General features: G+C 67.7%; 13 protein-coding genes. 5 read left to right on the top strand and 8 right to left on the bottom strand.

Going from position 1 to position 14,237, the window contains the following annotated elements:
- Window positions 1–22: 22 nt before the first annotated feature.
- Both OIM94_RS09950 and OIM94_RS09945 read right to left on the bottom strand, forming a co-directional pair.
- Window positions 23–1,048 (bottom strand): glycosyltransferase family 2 protein, encoded by a 1,026-nt coding sequence (locus OIM94_RS09950; protein ID WP_264606581.1) that lies wholly within the window; start codon window positions 1,046–1,048, stop codon window positions 23–25.
- A 49-nt stretch (window positions 1,049–1,097) separates the two neighbouring features.
- The gene (locus tag OIM94_RS09945; RefSeq protein WP_264606580.1) at window positions 1,098–2,414 is read right to left on the bottom strand and encodes an Nramp family divalent metal transporter; all 1,317 of its coding nucleotides are present in this window, start codon (window positions 2,412–2,414) and stop codon (window positions 1,098–1,100) included.
- 165 nt (window positions 2,415–2,579) lie between these two features.
- On the opposite strand from OIM94_RS09945, the gene OIM94_RS09940 reads away from it, so the two are divergent.
- Both OIM94_RS09940 and OIM94_RS09935 read left to right on the top strand, forming a co-directional pair.
- Window positions 2,580–4,778 carry a TonB-dependent hemoglobin/transferrin/lactoferrin family receptor gene (locus OIM94_RS09940; protein ID WP_264606579.1) on the top strand — a complete coding sequence of 733 codons (2,199 nt, stop codon included), beginning with the start codon at window positions 2,580–2,582 and terminating at the stop codon, window positions 4,776–4,778.
- A gap of 17 nt (window positions 4,779–4,795) precedes the next feature.
- Window positions 4,796–5,779 (top strand): DUF6607 family protein, encoded by a 984-nt coding sequence (locus tag OIM94_RS09935; protein WP_264606578.1) that lies wholly within the window; start codon window positions 4,796–4,798, stop codon window positions 5,777–5,779.
- 55 nt (window positions 5,780–5,834) lie between these two features.
- On the opposite strand, the gene OIM94_RS09930 is transcribed toward OIM94_RS09935, so the two are convergent.
- Entirely contained in the window at window positions 5,835–7,640 is a 1,806-nt protein-coding gene (locus tag OIM94_RS09930) for a DUF885 domain-containing protein (protein ID WP_264606577.1), read from the bottom strand.
- A gap of 273 nt (window positions 7,641–7,913) precedes the next feature.
- A complete protein-coding gene (locus OIM94_RS09925; protein ID WP_264606576.1) occupies window positions 7,914–10,001 on the bottom strand; it encodes a RelA/SpoT family protein in 2,088 nt (695 codons plus the stop codon).
- 134 nt (window positions 10,002–10,135) lie between these two features.
- Between OIM94_RS09925 and OIM94_RS09920 the strand changes: the two genes are divergently transcribed.
- Window positions 10,136–10,627 carry a winged helix-turn-helix transcriptional regulator gene (locus tag OIM94_RS09920; RefSeq protein ID WP_264606575.1) on the top strand — a complete coding sequence of 164 codons (492 nt, stop codon included), beginning with the start codon at window positions 10,136–10,138 and terminating at the stop codon, window positions 10,625–10,627.
- A 67-nt stretch (window positions 10,628–10,694) separates the two neighbouring features.
- The gene (locus OIM94_RS09915) at window positions 10,695–10,997 is read left to right on the top strand and encodes a hypothetical protein (RefSeq protein ID WP_264606574.1); all 303 of its coding nucleotides are present in this window, start codon (window positions 10,695–10,697) and stop codon (window positions 10,995–10,997) included.
- Here OIM94_RS09915 and OIM94_RS09910 read toward each other — a convergent pair.
- Together OIM94_RS09910 and OIM94_RS09905 are read right to left on the bottom strand one after the other, a co-directional pair.
- Window positions 10,994–11,416 (bottom strand): acyl-CoA thioesterase, encoded by a 423-nt coding sequence (locus tag OIM94_RS09910; RefSeq protein WP_264606573.1) that lies wholly within the window; start codon window positions 11,414–11,416, stop codon window positions 10,994–10,996. The two genes, OIM94_RS09915 and OIM94_RS09910, sit on opposite strands and share 4 nt — an antisense overlap.
- A gap of 108 nt (window positions 11,417–11,524) precedes the next feature.
- A complete protein-coding gene (locus OIM94_RS09905) occupies window positions 11,525–11,899 on the bottom strand; it encodes a response regulator (protein WP_264606572.1) in 375 nt (124 codons plus the stop codon).
- Between the two features lie 196 nt (window positions 11,900–12,095).
- Here OIM94_RS09905 and OIM94_RS09900 point away from each other — a divergent pair, with 196 nt between their 5' ends.
- The gene (locus OIM94_RS09900; RefSeq protein ID WP_264606571.1) at window positions 12,096–12,230 is read left to right on the top strand and encodes a hypothetical protein; all 135 of its coding nucleotides are present in this window, start codon (window positions 12,096–12,098) and stop codon (window positions 12,228–12,230) included.
- Window positions 12,231–12,245: 15 nt separating this feature from the next.
- On the opposite strand, the gene OIM94_RS09895 is transcribed toward OIM94_RS09900, so the two are convergent.
- Together OIM94_RS09895 and OIM94_RS09890 are read right to left on the bottom strand one after the other, a co-directional pair.
- Complete coding sequence (locus tag OIM94_RS09895) at window positions 12,246–12,962, bottom strand: hypothetical protein (RefSeq protein ID WP_264606570.1); 717 nt, start codon at window positions 12,960–12,962, stop codon at window positions 12,246–12,248.
- A 6-nt stretch (window positions 12,963–12,968) separates the two neighbouring features.
- Window positions 12,969–14,177 carry a toxic anion resistance protein gene (locus OIM94_RS09890; protein ID WP_264606569.1) on the bottom strand — a complete coding sequence of 403 codons (1,209 nt, stop codon included), beginning with the start codon at window positions 14,175–14,177 and terminating at the stop codon, window positions 12,969–12,971.
- Between the last annotated feature and the right edge of the window lie 60 nt (window positions 14,178–14,237).

Here is a 14,237-nt window from a genome sequence, read left to right as displayed (position 1 = left end):
GCCGATGGGAGGGGAACCCCGCTTACTCCGCCGCGTCGTTGTGCCGGGCCTGGGGCGACACGCTGATCGCACCCGAATCCTGGTGGCGATAGCCGAGCGAGGCATGCGCCTGCACGGGGCCGGCCACATCCGCGATCAGGTAGAGCGGCCGCCGCTTCGACTCGACGTACAGCCGCCCGAGATATTCGCCGATCATCCCCAGCACGAACATCTGCACCGCGCCCAGCACCACCACGACCAGCATCGTCGAGGTCCAGCCCTGCACCGCGCGGCCGAGCAGCCAGGCGATCAGGATGTAGAGCACCAGCAGCGCCGAGGCCGCCGTCAGCAGCAGGCCGACATGGCTGGCGAAGCGCAACGGTGCGGTGGAGAAGCCGGTGATCGCGTCGAGCGCGAAGCGGATCATCTTGCCGAGCGGGTATTTGGTCTCGCCCGCGTGCCGCTCGTGCCGGTCATAGACGAAGGGCACCTGGCGGAAGCCGATCCAGGCGACCATGCCGCGAATGAAGCGCGCCTGTTCGGGCAGCGACAGCAGCGCATCGAGCGCACGCCGGCTCATCAGGCGGAAATCGCCGGTGTCGAGCGGGATCGGCGTATCGGTGATGCGATCGAGCATGCGGTAGAAGATCGCGGCGGTCGCCTTCTTGAACAGGCTCTCGCCCTCGCGCTTGCGGCGGACGGCATAGACCACGTCGGCACCCTGCGCGGCCATCGTCGCACGCATCTCGGTCAGCAGCTCGGGCGGGTCCTGCAGATCGGCGTCGATGATCAGGATCTGCGCGCCGGCGCACAGGTCGAGACCCGCGGTGAGCGCGAGCTGGTGGCCGTGGTTGCGCGACAGGTTGATCGCCACGAGATGCGGGTCCGCGGCGGACAGGCGCTGCATCACCTCCCAGCTGCGGTCGCGCGACCCGTCGTTGACGAAGACGATTTCATACGATTCGCCCACCGCATCGCGCGCGGCGGCGCTGACACGGGCATGGAGCATGTCGAGGCATGCTTCTTCGTTGTAGCAGGGGACGACGACGGAAAGCTGGGGACGTTTCATGACCGAGGCTCTGTAGCGCTGCCGCAACCGCCCGTCGAGCGGGCGCGCATCAGCCGAACAGGCTGGAGACGAGCCAGAGATTGGCACCGGTGATCGCCGCGAACAGCAGCCAGCCGACCAGCTGTAGCCAGCGCGGGGATGCAAAGCGGCCCATCAGCCCCCGATCGGCAGTGAGCAGCAACAGCGGCGCCATCGCGAAGGGCAACCCGGCGGAGAGCACCACCTGGGTCAGCACCAAGAGCTTGCCCACCGCGTGATCGCCCAGCACGAGCACGCCGACCAGCGCCGGGACCAGCGCCAGCCCGCGCGTGATCAGGCGGCGGACCCAGCAGGGGATCTTGAGATCGAGAAAGCCCTCCAGAATCACCTGGCCCGCGATGGTGCCGGTAAAGGTCGCGCTCTGGCCCGAGGCGAGCAGGGCAATGCCGAACAGCGGGGCGGCGATCGCCGCGCCGGTGGCGGGAACGAGCAGGCGATACGCATCCTCGATCTCGCGCACGCCGGTATTGCCGTTAGCGTGGAAGGCCGAGGCCGCGACGATCAGGATCGCGGCGTTGACGAAGGTGGCGGCGAGCAGGGCTGCGATGATGTCGATCTGGGCATAACGGACCGCTTCGCGCTTGGCGGCTTCGCCCTCGCCGGACACGCGCGTCTGCACCACCGAGCTGTGCAGATAGAGATTGTGCGGCATCACCGTCGCGCCGAGAATGCCGATCGCAAGATAGAGCGCATGCGGATCGGCGAGCCGCGCGGGATCGGGCACGATGCCGGCGAGCACCGCGGCACCCTCGGGCGGTGACAGGAACAGCTGGACGAGGAAGCAGGCCGCGACCGTGCCGACCAGCCCGAGCATGATCGCCTCCATCTGGCGAAAGCCCTGGCCCTTCAGGCTCAGCACGATCACCACGTCGAGCGCGGTGATCAGCACGCCGATCCACAAGGGGATGCCGAGCAGCAGCTGGAAGGCGAGCGCGCTGCCCAGCACCTCGGCCACGTCGGTGGCGATAATCGCCAGCTCGGCGAACACCCACAAGGTCTTCGCCACGCCCGGCGAGTAGCGATCGCGTACCAGTCGGGCGAGGTCGCGCCCGGTGGCGATGCCCAGCCGCGCGCAGAGCGACTGGAGCAGCATCGCCGCTGCGCTCGACGCCAGGATCACGAACAGCAGGCCATAGCCGTAGCGCGATCCCGCCTCGATGTCGGTCGCCCAGTTGCCGGGGTCGATATAGCCGACCGACACCAGCAGGCCGGGCCCCATGTAGCGCAGCAGCTTGGCAAGCGGCGACAGGCCGGCGGGCACCGTCACGGTGCCGCGCACCTCGGACGGGCAAAAGGGCGCGGTGGCGGTGCGGGGCAATCGGAACATGGCGGGCTCGCGGACACGGGAAAGGCAACCGCCCTTGTGGCGGCGGGTTCCGGCGGCGGCAACCGGCCGTCCGGCGCGAAATCGTTACGGTATGGGTTTGACGCCCCCTGCTTTCGCAGTATAGCGAATGCGAATCAGTCGCAATCGCATCTAAGGGGAGTTTTCGTGATCCATTCCATCGTCCGCCTTGCCGGGGCGGCGAGCCTGTTCGCCTATCTCGCTGCCGTGCCCGCGCTGGCCCAGGCGCAGCAGACGGGCGCCGCCGCCGACCCGGCGGCCGCCGATCCCGCGACCATCACCGTGACTGCGACGCGTCTTGCCACGGATACGCAGAAGGTGCCCGCCACCGTCACCGTCGTTACCGACGAGAAGATGGCCGACCAGCTGGTGAACGACGTGAAGGATCTGGTGCGCTTCGAACCGGGCGTAAGCGTGCCTCGCCAGCCGGCCCGCTTCGGCGCGGCATCGGGCACCACCGGCCGCGCGGGCAACGAAGGATTCGTCGTCCGCGGCATCGGCGGCAATCGCGTGCTGATCCAGGTGGACGGCGTGCGCGTGCCCGACGGGTTCAGCTTCGGCGCCCAGAGCGTGGGGCGCGGCGACTATGTCGATCTGGGCCTCGTCAAATCGGTGGAGATCCTCCGTGGGCCGGCCTCGGCGCTCTATGGCAGCGACGGGCTCGCCGGCGCGATCAGCTTCACCACCGCCGACCCCAGCGACTTCCTGACCGGCGGCAAGTCCGTGGGCGGGCTGGTGCGCGCGGGCTACCAGTCGTCCGATCAGGAATATAGCGAGACCGGCATCCTGGCGGGCAAGTCCGGCGACTGGTCCGCGATGGTCGCCTATACCCGCCGCGATTTTGCCGAGCTGGAGAACCAGGGCAGCGTCGGCGGCAGCGGCGCGGCGCGCACCAGGGCCAATCCGCAGGACGGCGATTCGAACGCGGTGCTCGGCCGGATCGTCTATGCGCCCGGCACCGGCCACACGCTGCGGCTGACCGGCGAGTATCTGGACAACCATCTCGACAGCAACGTGCTGACCAGTGTCACTGCGAGTGTCGCCGGGACCACCGCCAGTGACAGCACCAAGCGCAAGCGCGCCGCGTTCGACTGGACCTGGGACGGCCAGGGCGCGATCCAGCGCACCCGGCTCAGCCTCTACTGGCAGCAGGCCAGGGACCGCCAGTTCTCCGCCGAGGACCGGACCGTGCTCGCGGATCGCACGCGCCTCAACACCTTCGACAATCGCGTGTTCGGTGGATCGGGCGAGATCGTGTTCGGATACGAGACGGGCGCGCTCCGCCACCGCTTGATCCTCGGTGCCGATGCCAGCCGCACCCGGCAGGAGGGCATCCGCGACGGCACCGTGCCGCCGGCGGGGGAGACCTATCCCACCCGCGCCTTCCCGATCACCGATTTCACGCTGGCAGGCCTGTTCGTCTCGGACGAGATCAGCCTCGGCCCGGTGACGCTGTTTCCGGCGCTGCGCTTCGATCATTATGCGCTCGATCCGAAGAAGGACGCCGCGCTGCCGGCGTTCAACTCGGCCAGCCAGAGCGGGTCGCGCGTCTCCCCCAAGATCGGTGCGACCTGGGCGCTCAGCCCGGACGTGACCCTGTTCGCCAACTATGCCCAGGGCTTCAAGGCGCCCGAGCCGAGCCAGGTCAACCAGTTCTTCCAGAACCTCGCCTTCGGCTATCGCTCGGAACCCAACCCCAATCTGAAGCCCGAGACCAGCCGTAGCGTCGAGGGCGGCATCCGCTTCGGCGGCGGCGGGGTGCGCGTGCAGCTGACCGGCTTCCATGCCGATTACGACAACTTCATCTCGCAGGAAGTGGTGGGCGGCGCGTTCACCCCGGCCAACCCGGCGGTGTACCAGTTCATCAACCTCGACGAGGCGCGGGTGAACGGCATCGAAGGGCGGGTGGATGCGCAGCTCGGCCGCGGCTTGAGCGCCAACCTCGCCTTCGCCTATGCCGATGGCGACGTGATCCGGAACGGCACCAGGGCATCGCTCTCGACGGTCGATCCCGCCAAGATCGTCGGCGGGCTGGGCTATCGCGCACCGGATGGCGCCTTTGGCGGCCAGCTGACCGTGACGCACAGCACGCGCAAGGAGCTGAGCGCCACGACGGGCGTGTGCACCGCCGCCTGTTACCGGCCCGATGCCTTCACCATCGTCGATGCGACCGCCTTCGTCCGGCTGACCCAGGGGCTCACGCTGCGCGCGGGCATCTTCAACCTGTTCGACATCAAATATGCCTGGTGGAACGACGTGCGCGGCCTCGCCGCGAGCTCGACGATCACCGACGCCTACACCCAGCCGGGACGCAACGGCAGCGTCTCGATCAGCTACCGCTTCTGACCATCGGAGGGCACATCATGAAGTTTCGACAGATCGGGCTGCTGGCCCTCGGCCTCGCCGCGCTGCTGCCGGCGCTGCCTGCCCAGGCGGACGGCCCCGTCAAACCCCGCAGCACCGCCGAGGAACAGGCGTCGTTCGCGGCGGACCGGCGCGACATCCTCGCCATGGCGGGCACCTTCAAGGTCCGCTTCGACATGCAGGAATCGACCGCCTGGCGCGCCGACTATACGCCGATCGACCGATCGATCTCCGGCGGCAACGAAGTGGTGCGGGTGATCGAAGACACCGGCCGTCGCATCGTGCTCCAGCACCTGCTGGTGGTGGAGCAGGGCGGCAAGACCATGGTGATCAAGCACTGGCGCCAGGACTGGGACTATGAGCCCGCCCGCGTGCTCGTCTATGCCGGGCCGAACGAGTGGAAATGGGAAGCGGTGCCCGAGGCGATGCGACGCGGCCGCTGGTCGCAGACCGTCTACCAGGTCGATGACAGCCCGCGTTATGGCAGCTGGGGCCAATGGACCAGCGAGGCCGGCGTGCGGCGCTGGCGCTCCGGCTGGACCTGGCGTCCGCTTGCCCGGCGCGATGCGGTGCGCGGGCCGGTCTATGACCGCTATCTCGGCATCAACCGCCACCAGCCGACCCCGACCGGCTGGATCCACTGGCAGGACAACACCAAGATGGGCGTGATCGACGGCACGCTGCAGCCCGTCGTGCAGGAATATGTCCTCAACAGCTATACCCGCTTCGACGGCTATGACGTGAAGGCGGCGGACGCCTATTGGGCGGCGACCAAGGGCTATTGGGCGGCGATCCGCGCGGAATGGGATCGCATCGCCGATGCCAAGAACGGCATCCGCATCACCGAGGCGGCGCAGGCAGGCACGGTGATCGCCAGCCGGCTGCTGGAGATCGCCGACGAGATCCAGTCCGGCAAGACCAGGGAAGCCGATGCGATCGCGCTGGCGAAAAAGCTCATGGATCAGGCGACCAGGGCCGCCTGATCCTGCGCGCGGGCCGGGGAGTTCGAAGGCCACCGGCCCGCGCGCGAACTTCGTATCAGACGCTGGCCCGGGCGCGCTCCTCCACCAGCCGTTCGAACATGGTGAGCGGCATCGCGCCGAGGCGGATCACCTCGTGGAACTGCTTGAGGTCGAACTTCGGCCCGGCGATCTTCTGCGCGTTGGCGCGCGCGCGGGTCCAGGCGATGTGGCCCAGCTTGTAGCTGCACGCCTGGCCCGGCTGGGTGCAATAGCGCTCCACCTCGCGCTGCGAGCGGGCGCGCGGGAAGCCGGTGGTGGCGACCAGATAGTCGGTCGCCTGCTCGCGGCTCCACTTCTTGGTGTGGATGCCGGTATCCACCACCAGCCGCGCGGCGCGGAACAGGAAGGACTGGAGATAGCCTGCGCGCTCCAGCGGCCCGTGATAGGCACCGATCTCGTCCGCCAGCTGCTCGGCATAGAGCGCCCAGCCCTCGGTATAGGCGCTGAAGAAGCCGAACTTGCGGATCAGCGGGCCTTCCGCCGCCTGTGCGGTGCTGATCTGGAGGTGGTGGCCCGGCAGCCCTTCGTGGAAAGTGAGCGAAGGCAGGCTGTATTTGGGCCAGTCGTTCACGGTCTTGAGATTGATCCAGTAGATCGCCGGGCGCGAGCCATCCAGCGCGGCGCGGGTATAGTAGCCGTTCGACGCGCCGTCCTGGATCTCCACCGGCACCGCGCGGATTTCCAGCGGCGCCTTGTTGGGGTTGAGGAAGGCCTTGGGCAGCAGCGTGGCGATCTCCTGCACGCCGGTGTTGAGCCCGGCGATCAGTGCAGCGCGGCCCTCCGCCGTATCCGGGTAGAGCTGGTCGGGGCGCGCGTTGAGCGCGGTCAGTCGTTCGCCGACGCTGCCCGTGGTCAGGCCCTGCGCCTTGAGCAGCCCATCGAGCTGGGCGCTGATCTCCGCCACCTGCTCCTGACCCATCTTGTGGACCTGATCGGGGGTGAAGCTGGTGGTGGTCCATTGCTCCAGCGCGGCGGCGTAGATGTCCTGGCCGCGCGGCACGTCCCACAGCCCGGCCGAGCTGCGGCCCTTGGCGTGCAGCTGCTGGATCAGCGCATATTGGCGGTCGAGCGCGGGATAGACCTTCTCGCCGACGATCCTGGCCGCGCGTGCCTGCCAGTCGCCCTGCAGCTGCTTCGCGGCGGCGCGGCGGACCAGGGACTGGGTAAGCGTGTTCGCCGCGGGATCGGGCTGGCGCAGCTTCGTCATCTGCGCGAGGGTCAGCTCCAGGCAGAAGCCGGGCGCCACCAGCCCGCGGGCGGCGGCCGCCTTCTGGTCGGCGCTGTCCTGGTCGAGCGCGCCGGCAAAGGCATCGAGGCGATCAAGATACGCCTCGGCATCGTCCTGGGTGACGATGGTATGGCTGGTGTTGAGGAAGTCCGGCGTCGAGAAATAGGCGCCGCCCTGCTGGAAGATCGGGAAGGGGCGGCCGACCGAATCGATCTGGAACTTGTCCTGCGCCACCGTGCCGCTGCGCAGCGAATAGAGCACCACCTCGCGATCGAGCCGGGCGCCTTCGGAAAGGCTGGCCGGATCGAACGCCTCGATCCTGGCGATCGCGGCCTTGGTGTCGGCGAGGTTGCGCGCCTTGGCGGCGGGGCTGCCGTCGCTCAGCTTGTGCTTGAGGGCTGCGTTCGGCCCCTTGTCGAAGCCGAGCGAGGTGGCGAATTCGGGCGAGCGCTGGATGCGCTCCATCACGATCTGGTTGTAGACGGCGTTGATCTCGCCATCGCGGGTGCCCGCCACCGCGGCGCGCGCGGCGGCCGGGATCAGCGCGGCGAGCGCGGCGGTGCTCGACGATGCGAGGAAGTGTCGACGATCCAAGGTTTCCCCCTCCGATAGCTCTGATGCGGGGAGGGTAGCGCGGATTGGCGCGGGGTCCAGCTCTTCTTCCCCTTACCCCTTTGGGGAGAGTGCGTCAGGGCGACGGGCCCGAAGAACCACCGTCATTCCCGCGACAGCGGGAATTCATCACCCTCAGCGCTGGGGGAAAGAACCGTCATTTCAGCGCCAATGGATCCCCGCCTTCGCGGGGATGACGGGGGGTTTGGTCAAACAAGGTTGCCGTGCCGCCGCCGGAAGGCGACGTGCGCTACGTCACACCCGCTCGGCCGAACTCACCGCATCCGCCGCGCGCAGCGCCGCGAGCAGCTTCATCAGATGCGCGGCGTTGCGGACTTCCAGGTCGATCGTGTTGGTGTGGAAGGTGGTATCGCGATTGTCGAGCCGCAGCCCGAGGATGTTGGCCTTGTGCTGGCCGATCAGCGTCGCGACCGTGCCCAGCGCGCCGGGCTCGTTCTTCAGCGTCACCGCGATCTCGGCGACCCCTCCATCGGCCCTGTCGCCCCAGGTGAGATCCACCCAGTCCGCCTCTTCCACCGTCGCGAGGCTCGGGCAGTCGATGCGGTGGACGACGATCGGCTGATCGGGATGCCGCACGCCGAGGATGCGGTCGCCGGGGACCGGGCAGCAATCCTCGGCATAGGTGAAGGCGACGCCGGGGGTGAGGCCCTTGATGTCGATCGCATGGTGCTGCGGCGGCAGCTGGTCGTCCTCGCCGCTGGCCGAGCCCGGCATGATCGCTTCCATCACCTGGCCATCGGTCAGGCTGCGTCGGGCGATCGCCTCCATCAGCGATTCCTCGTCGGCGAGCTTCAGCCGCTTGAGCGCGTTGGCCATTGCCGCCTCGCCGGGCGGCACCGGCAGACGGGCGACGATATCCTCGTAGAGCTTGCGGCCCAGCCGGATCGTCTCGTCGCGCTCCTTGTGACGCAGGTGGCGGCGGATGGCGGCGCGCGCCTTGCCGGTGATCGCGAAATTGAGCCAGTTGGGCTGCGGCTCCTGCGCCTTGGAGCGCAGGATCTGCACCTGGTCGCCCTGCTCGATCTCGGTGCGCAGCGGCACCACCTTGCCGTTCACCTTGGCGCCGACCGACTGGTCGCCGAGGTCGGTGTGCACGGCATAGGCGAAGTCGATCGGCGTGGCGCCCTTGGGCAGCTGGATCAGTTCGCCCTTGGGGGTGAAAGCGAAGATGCGATCCTGGTACATCGCCATGCGGGTGTGCTCGAGCAGCTCTTCCGGGCTCTCGGCATGTTCGAGGATCTCGATCAGGTCGCGGATCCAGCTGACCTGGGTGTCGGGGCGAACCGCGCTCTGCTTGTAGGCCCAGTGCGCGGCGAGGCCGAATTCGGCCTGGGCGTGCATGTCGCGGGTGCGGATCTGGATCTCGATGCGGGTGTCGCCGGCATGCATGATCGTGGTGTGCAGCGAACGATAGCCGTTGCGCTTCGGCGTCGAGATGTAATCCTTGAACCGGCCCGGCACCATCGGCCAGCGGCGATGGATCACGCCGAGGGCGCGGTAGCACTCCTCCTCGGTATCGACGATCGCGCGAAAGGCCATGATGTCAGAGAGCTGCTCGAGGCTGACATGGCGCTCGGACATCTTCTTCCAGATCGAATAGGGATGCTTTTCGCGCCCCGTGATCTCGGCATTGATGCCGCCGCGGCCCAGCAGCAGCTTGAGCCCCGAGGCGATCTTGAGCACCCGGTCCTCGCCCTCGACGCGGAAGCTGTCGAGGCGCTTGGTGATCGATTCATAGGCCTCGGGCTCGAGCTGGCGGAAGGCGAGCGTCTGCATCTCCTTCATGAACTCGTACATCCCGATCCGCTCGGCGAGCGGGGCGTAGATTTCCATCGTCTCGCGGGCGATGCGGCGGCGCTTGTCCTCCTTCTTGATGAAGTGGAGCGTGCGCATGTTGTGGAGGCGATCGGCCAGCTTCACCAGCAGCACGCGAATGTCGTCGGACATCGCGAGCAGGAACTTGCGGAGGTTCTCGGCCGCGCGCTCGCTTTCGGTCTGCGCCTCGATCTTGGAGAGCTTGGTGACGCCGTCCACCATGCGGGCGACGTTGGGCCCGAACAGCCGCTGGATCTCCTCCGGCGTCGCGACCGTATCCTCGATCGTGTCATGGAGGATCGCGGTCGCGATCGTCTCGTCGTCGAGATGCAGATCGGTCAGGATGCCCGCCACCTCGATCGGATGGCTGAAATAGGGATCGCCTGAGGCCCGCTTCTGGGTGCCATGGGCGTTGACCGAGAAGACATAGGCCCGGTTGAGCAATGCCTCATCGGCTTCGGGGTCGTAGGAGAGGACCCGGTCTACAAGTTCATACTGACGCAGCACATTGTCTAGATGGCGTGACCGGCCCGGTTTTTGCAACCGATTTGACGCGCAAGGCCGGCTTGGTCGCGCCACTGTGGCCAGCGGGCGACTGCGCGCGGTTCCCCACCTCCGGATTTTGCGATACGGTATCGTCCATGGGTGGAGCCGTTCGAGAAACGCTGCAGGCGATGGCGCGGGAATGCAGCCTGCCGGCGGCGCTGGAGGCGATGGGGGAACGCTGGTCGTTCCTGATCCTGCGCGGCGCGTTCAACGGCATCCGCCATTTCGAGGATTTCCAGAGCGAGCTGGGCATCGCGCGCAACATCCTGGCCAATCGGCTCGCCCGGCTGGTGGAGCATGGCATCCTTGCCCGCGTCCCGTGCGCCGATGATCGCCGCAAGGTGGAATATCGCCTGACCGACAAGGGCCATGCGCTGCTTCCCACCATGGTGGCGCTACGCCAATGGGGCGAGCGTTGGGAGACCGGCGTGCCCGCCTCGCCGATCCTGGTCGATGCGCGGGATCGCAAGCCGATCGCCCCGGTGACGGTGCAGGCGCAGGACGGGCGCGTGCTCGGCAAGGGCGACCTGGTCTGGGCGCTGCCCGAGGAAATCGGGGATGCCGAGGAAGCCCGCGCCGCCGAGTAAATCGGCCCTGGGCGCCGCCAAGGTGTAAACGCTTCTATAATGCCCCTGTGCATCAGGGATTTTCGGCATGACGTTCGGCGTTTCGGCGATAGGGATCGGTGGCGTGCGCGGGGCGACGGCATCCTCGGCGCTGCACGGCACCACCGGCGACGCCGTGGACGAGACCGCCGAGGCGTTTCTCCGCGAGGCCAAGAAGAGCCCTGCCGAGCGCACCAAGGAAGCCGTACTCAAGCGCCACAGCCTCAGCCAGGCGCAATATGATGCGCTGCCGCCCGAGAAGCAGGCGGCGATCCGGCAGGAGATCGAGGAAGAGATGAAGCGCAAGCTGGGCCGCGCGCAGGGCGGGGCCTTCGCCGACGTCGTCGTCTAGCCGCCGATCGCGAGCAGGGCGGCGCGCACCGTCTCCGGGATCGGCTGCGGCCGCCGCGTCTCCAGATCGAGATGGACGCTGATCATCTCCACTTCGGCATGCAGCTCGCCGGTTTCGGCGTGGCACAGATCGGCCCGCATCGTCATGCTCGAATTGCCGAGCCGCTCGACGCGGACGAACACCTCGACCAGATCGTCGAAGCGGAACGGCCGCTTATATTCCACCTGCGCACGGACGACGTTGAACTCGGCTTCCATCCAGATCGGCCCGAGCCGGGCCAGATCGGCCCAGCGCCAGAATTCGGTGAGGCCGACATCGGCATATTCGAGATAGCGCGAGTTGAAGACGATCTTCTGGCCGTCGATCTCGGAATAGCGGACGCGGAAGCGGGTGGAGAAGGGAAAGCCGGGGCGGGACATGCGCCGTGCCATGCCCCGAGCGCGGCGGATTAGGCAAGCATCACATCGTCGGGACACCGTGCCGCCGATGGACATGCGCCCGAGCGAAGTTCCGGCGGCGGGGCGAGGCTAGGGCGTGGCGAGCGCGCCGAGCAGTTCATGTGCGCGCAGCGGCTTTTCGAGCAGCACGGCATAGCCGCTCGCCTCCGCCTCCACGCTGAGCGCCGGACTGGGATAGCCGGTCATCAGCACCGCGCGACCGCGCCAGCCGCGGGCGAGCAGGTCGCGCAGCAGCTGGATGCCGTCGCCGTCCGGCAGGCGATAGTCGGCGACCAGATAGGCTGCGTCGAGCACGGCCGGGTCGGCGAGGAGGGTGGCCACGCCACCATGCGCGCGCACCTGAAACCCGCGCCCGTGCAGCAGCAGCTGGGTCGAGCGGCGGACGCCATCATCGTCTTCGACGAGCAGGAGGCTGGGGCGCGGGGCGGGGCGGGATGTCGTCATGGAACAAGCCTGATCCGCGTGCCTGCCACGCCGATCGCGCGGCGTCTCTACGCAAATCCCCTAGGTCGCATCCGCTCCGGTCGCGCGCCCGGCTGGCCCAAGGGGCGGTTGCGAACCGACGGGCGATGCGGCAGCCTGTACGGCGATGTTCTTCGACGAGAATCGCGTCTGGCCACGGCCGGAACCGCAGCGCCCGGTGCCCGCGCCGCCGGGCAAGCGCGAGCGTTTCCTGACGCGGATGTTCCTCGTCTATGCGCTGATCCTGCTGCTCCTGCCGATCAGCGCAGGCAGCATCGCCGATCTGATCCGCTACCTGATCGGCCTGCTCTGACGACAATGCGGGCGCTCAGCCCAGTTCGTCATCCTTGTACTTGATCTGCAGGAAATTGCCGCGGGTTGCCAGCGCGTCCAGATCGCCCTGAGCGAGCTGCGCGGTCATCTCGGCGATTTCCTCGTCGATCACCTGCAGGCCCTGGGCGAGCTGCTGGTCGGGCGTCATGCCGTTGCGCGGCACGGTGCGCAGCGGCTCGGGCACCAGGCCATAGCCCTTGACCAGCTCGGGCAGCTGCTCGCCGATCAGCTTGCGCACTTCGTTGGCTGCCGGCGAGGCTTCGTCCAGCCGGGCGAGCTGGGGCGCCAGCGTCTCGAGCTTCACGCCGATCGAATCGACCAGCGTGCGGGCGGGGGAAGGCAGGGCCAGCCGCTGGGTCTCCAGCCAGCGCTCGGTGGTCGCGGGCAGCGCCTTGAGCGGCACCTGGACCAACTGCTCGACGCGCGGCGCGCTGGTGACGGGCAGGCTGGCGAACACCAGGGTCGCCAGGATCAGCAGCGCCATCACCGCCAGCGCCCCGAACATGCCGATGCCGGTCGGCAGCAGCATGCCGATGACGATCGCGGCGATGAGGATCACCGCGTCCGCCGCGGCGATCCGCCCGAGCCGGGCGAGGATTTCCGCCTCGCGCCGCTTGCGGCTGCGGGTGGCGAGCGCGCCCTCGGTGCGTGCGCGCGAGCGCTCGATCAATTCCTCGCCGCGGGCGAGCAGGCGGTCCACGTCACTCGGCATCGCGGCTTACATCGCCTCCAGCTTGAAACCGTCCGCCGGGCCGCTCAGGCGATTCTGCTCGGCACCTTCGGCGCGGGCGATATAGCCCTTCGACTTCTCGACTTCGTTCGACAGCGTGTTGACCGTCACCTTCATGCTGTCGAGCGCCTTCAGCTTGAAGGTGTCGATGGCATCCATCGTGTCGTAGATGTTCTGGAAGGCGCGCTGCAGCGTCTCGACCGGGATGGTCGCGCTCGCTGCCTGTTCGTGGATCGCCGCGGTCTGGCTCTTGAGCAGCTGACCGGTCGATTCGATCAGGTTGGCGGTGGTGGTGTTGAGCGCGGTGATCTGGTCGAGCACGAGCTTCTGGTTGTTGAGCGCCTGCGCCACGGTCACCGCGGTACGCAGCGCCGAGACGGTGGTGGTCGAGGCGCGGTCGACGCCCTTGATCAGCTCGACATTGTTCTTCTTGACCAGATCGAGCGCGAGATAGCCCTGCACCGTAACCGCCATTTGCGTCAGCAGGTCCTGGGTGCGCTGGCGGACATAGAAGAGCGCGGTTTCGCGGATCGCCTTGGCCTTGGCCGGATCGGTGTGATCCAGCTCGTTGGCCTTGTCCTCGAGCTTTTCGTCCATCGCCTTGGAGAGATAGATCATCTGCTCCAGCCGGCCCATCGCCGCCCACAGATTGGCGCGTTCGGTGGCGATCGCGGCATTGTCCTGCAGCAGCTCGTCCTTGCCGTTGGCCAGGCTCTTGAGCACCGCGTTGATGTGGCTCTGCGACGACTGGTATTTGCGGAAATAGCTGGTCAGCCCGCCGCCGCCGCCGAAGATCTTCGACAGGAACCCGTCCTTGCCGCCGATCAGCTTGCCGTTGCGCGAGGGATCGAGGTCTTCCACCGTCTTGCGCAGCGCCAGAAGATCGGCGCCGACGCCGCCCTCGCTGCCCATCGCGCGGACCGGGCGATCGAGGAAGCGATTGGACTGGCCGGCGGCCTCGCGAATCTCCTTCTGGCCCATCGCCGCGATCGCATCGACGCGCTTGCCGAACTCGGGCGAGTTCACGTCCTGCGCGATCAGATCGTCGATGAAGCCGTCGACGCGCTTGTCGAGTTCGGTCTTCTTGGTGTCTTCGACCGGCACCAGCCCGGCGGCCTTTTCAGGCGCCACGGCGGGCACGGGATCCGGGGGCGTCAGCACCAGACCCTGTTCTGCGGTTTCCGTCACAGTCGCCATCGTCGCTCTCTCTCCAACTCCGTAGGGATAACCATGCAGGCGAAGCACGTATCCCGCAAG

Source organism: Sphingomonas sp. R1, from assembly GCF_025960285.1.
Lineage (GTDB): Bacteria > Pseudomonadota > Alphaproteobacteria > Sphingomonadales > Sphingomonadaceae > Sphingomonas.
This window is presented reverse-complemented; position numbering and strand designations above follow the sequence as displayed.

Bases quoted from the DNA above. Each gene is read 5' to 3' on its own strand.
- OIM94_RS09950 (WP_264606581.1), bottom strand. From the start codon at position 1,048: ATGAAACGTCCCCAGCTTTCCGTCGTCGTCCCCTGCTACAACGAAGAA.
- OIM94_RS09945 (WP_264606580.1), bottom strand. From the start codon at position 2,414: ATGTTCCGATTGCCCCGCACCGCCACCGCGCCCTTTTGCCCGTCCGAG.
- OIM94_RS09935 (WP_264606578.1), top strand. From the start codon at position 4,796: ATGAAGTTTCGACAGATCGGGCTGCTGGCCCTCGGCCTCGCCGCGCTG.
- OIM94_RS09920 (WP_264606575.1), top strand. From the start codon at position 10,136: ATGGGTGGAGCCGTTCGAGAAACGCTGCAGGCGATGGCGCGGGAATGC.
- OIM94_RS09915 (WP_264606574.1), top strand. From the start codon at position 10,695: ATGACGTTCGGCGTTTCGGCGATAGGGATCGGTGGCGTGCGCGGGGCG.
- OIM94_RS09910 (WP_264606573.1), bottom strand. From the start codon at position 11,416: ATGTCCCGCCCCGGCTTTCCCTTCTCCACCCGCTTCCGCGTCCGCTAT.
- OIM94_RS09905 (WP_264606572.1), bottom strand. From the start codon at position 11,899: ATGACGACATCCCGCCCCGCCCCGCGCCCCAGCCTCCTGCTCGTCGAA.
- OIM94_RS09895 (WP_264606570.1), bottom strand. From the start codon at position 12,962: ATGCCGAGTGACGTGGACCGCCTGCTCGCCCGCGGCGAGGAATTGATC.
- OIM94_RS09890 (WP_264606569.1), bottom strand. From the start codon at position 14,177: ATGGCGACTGTGACGGAAACCGCAGAACAGGGTCTGGTGCTGACGCCC.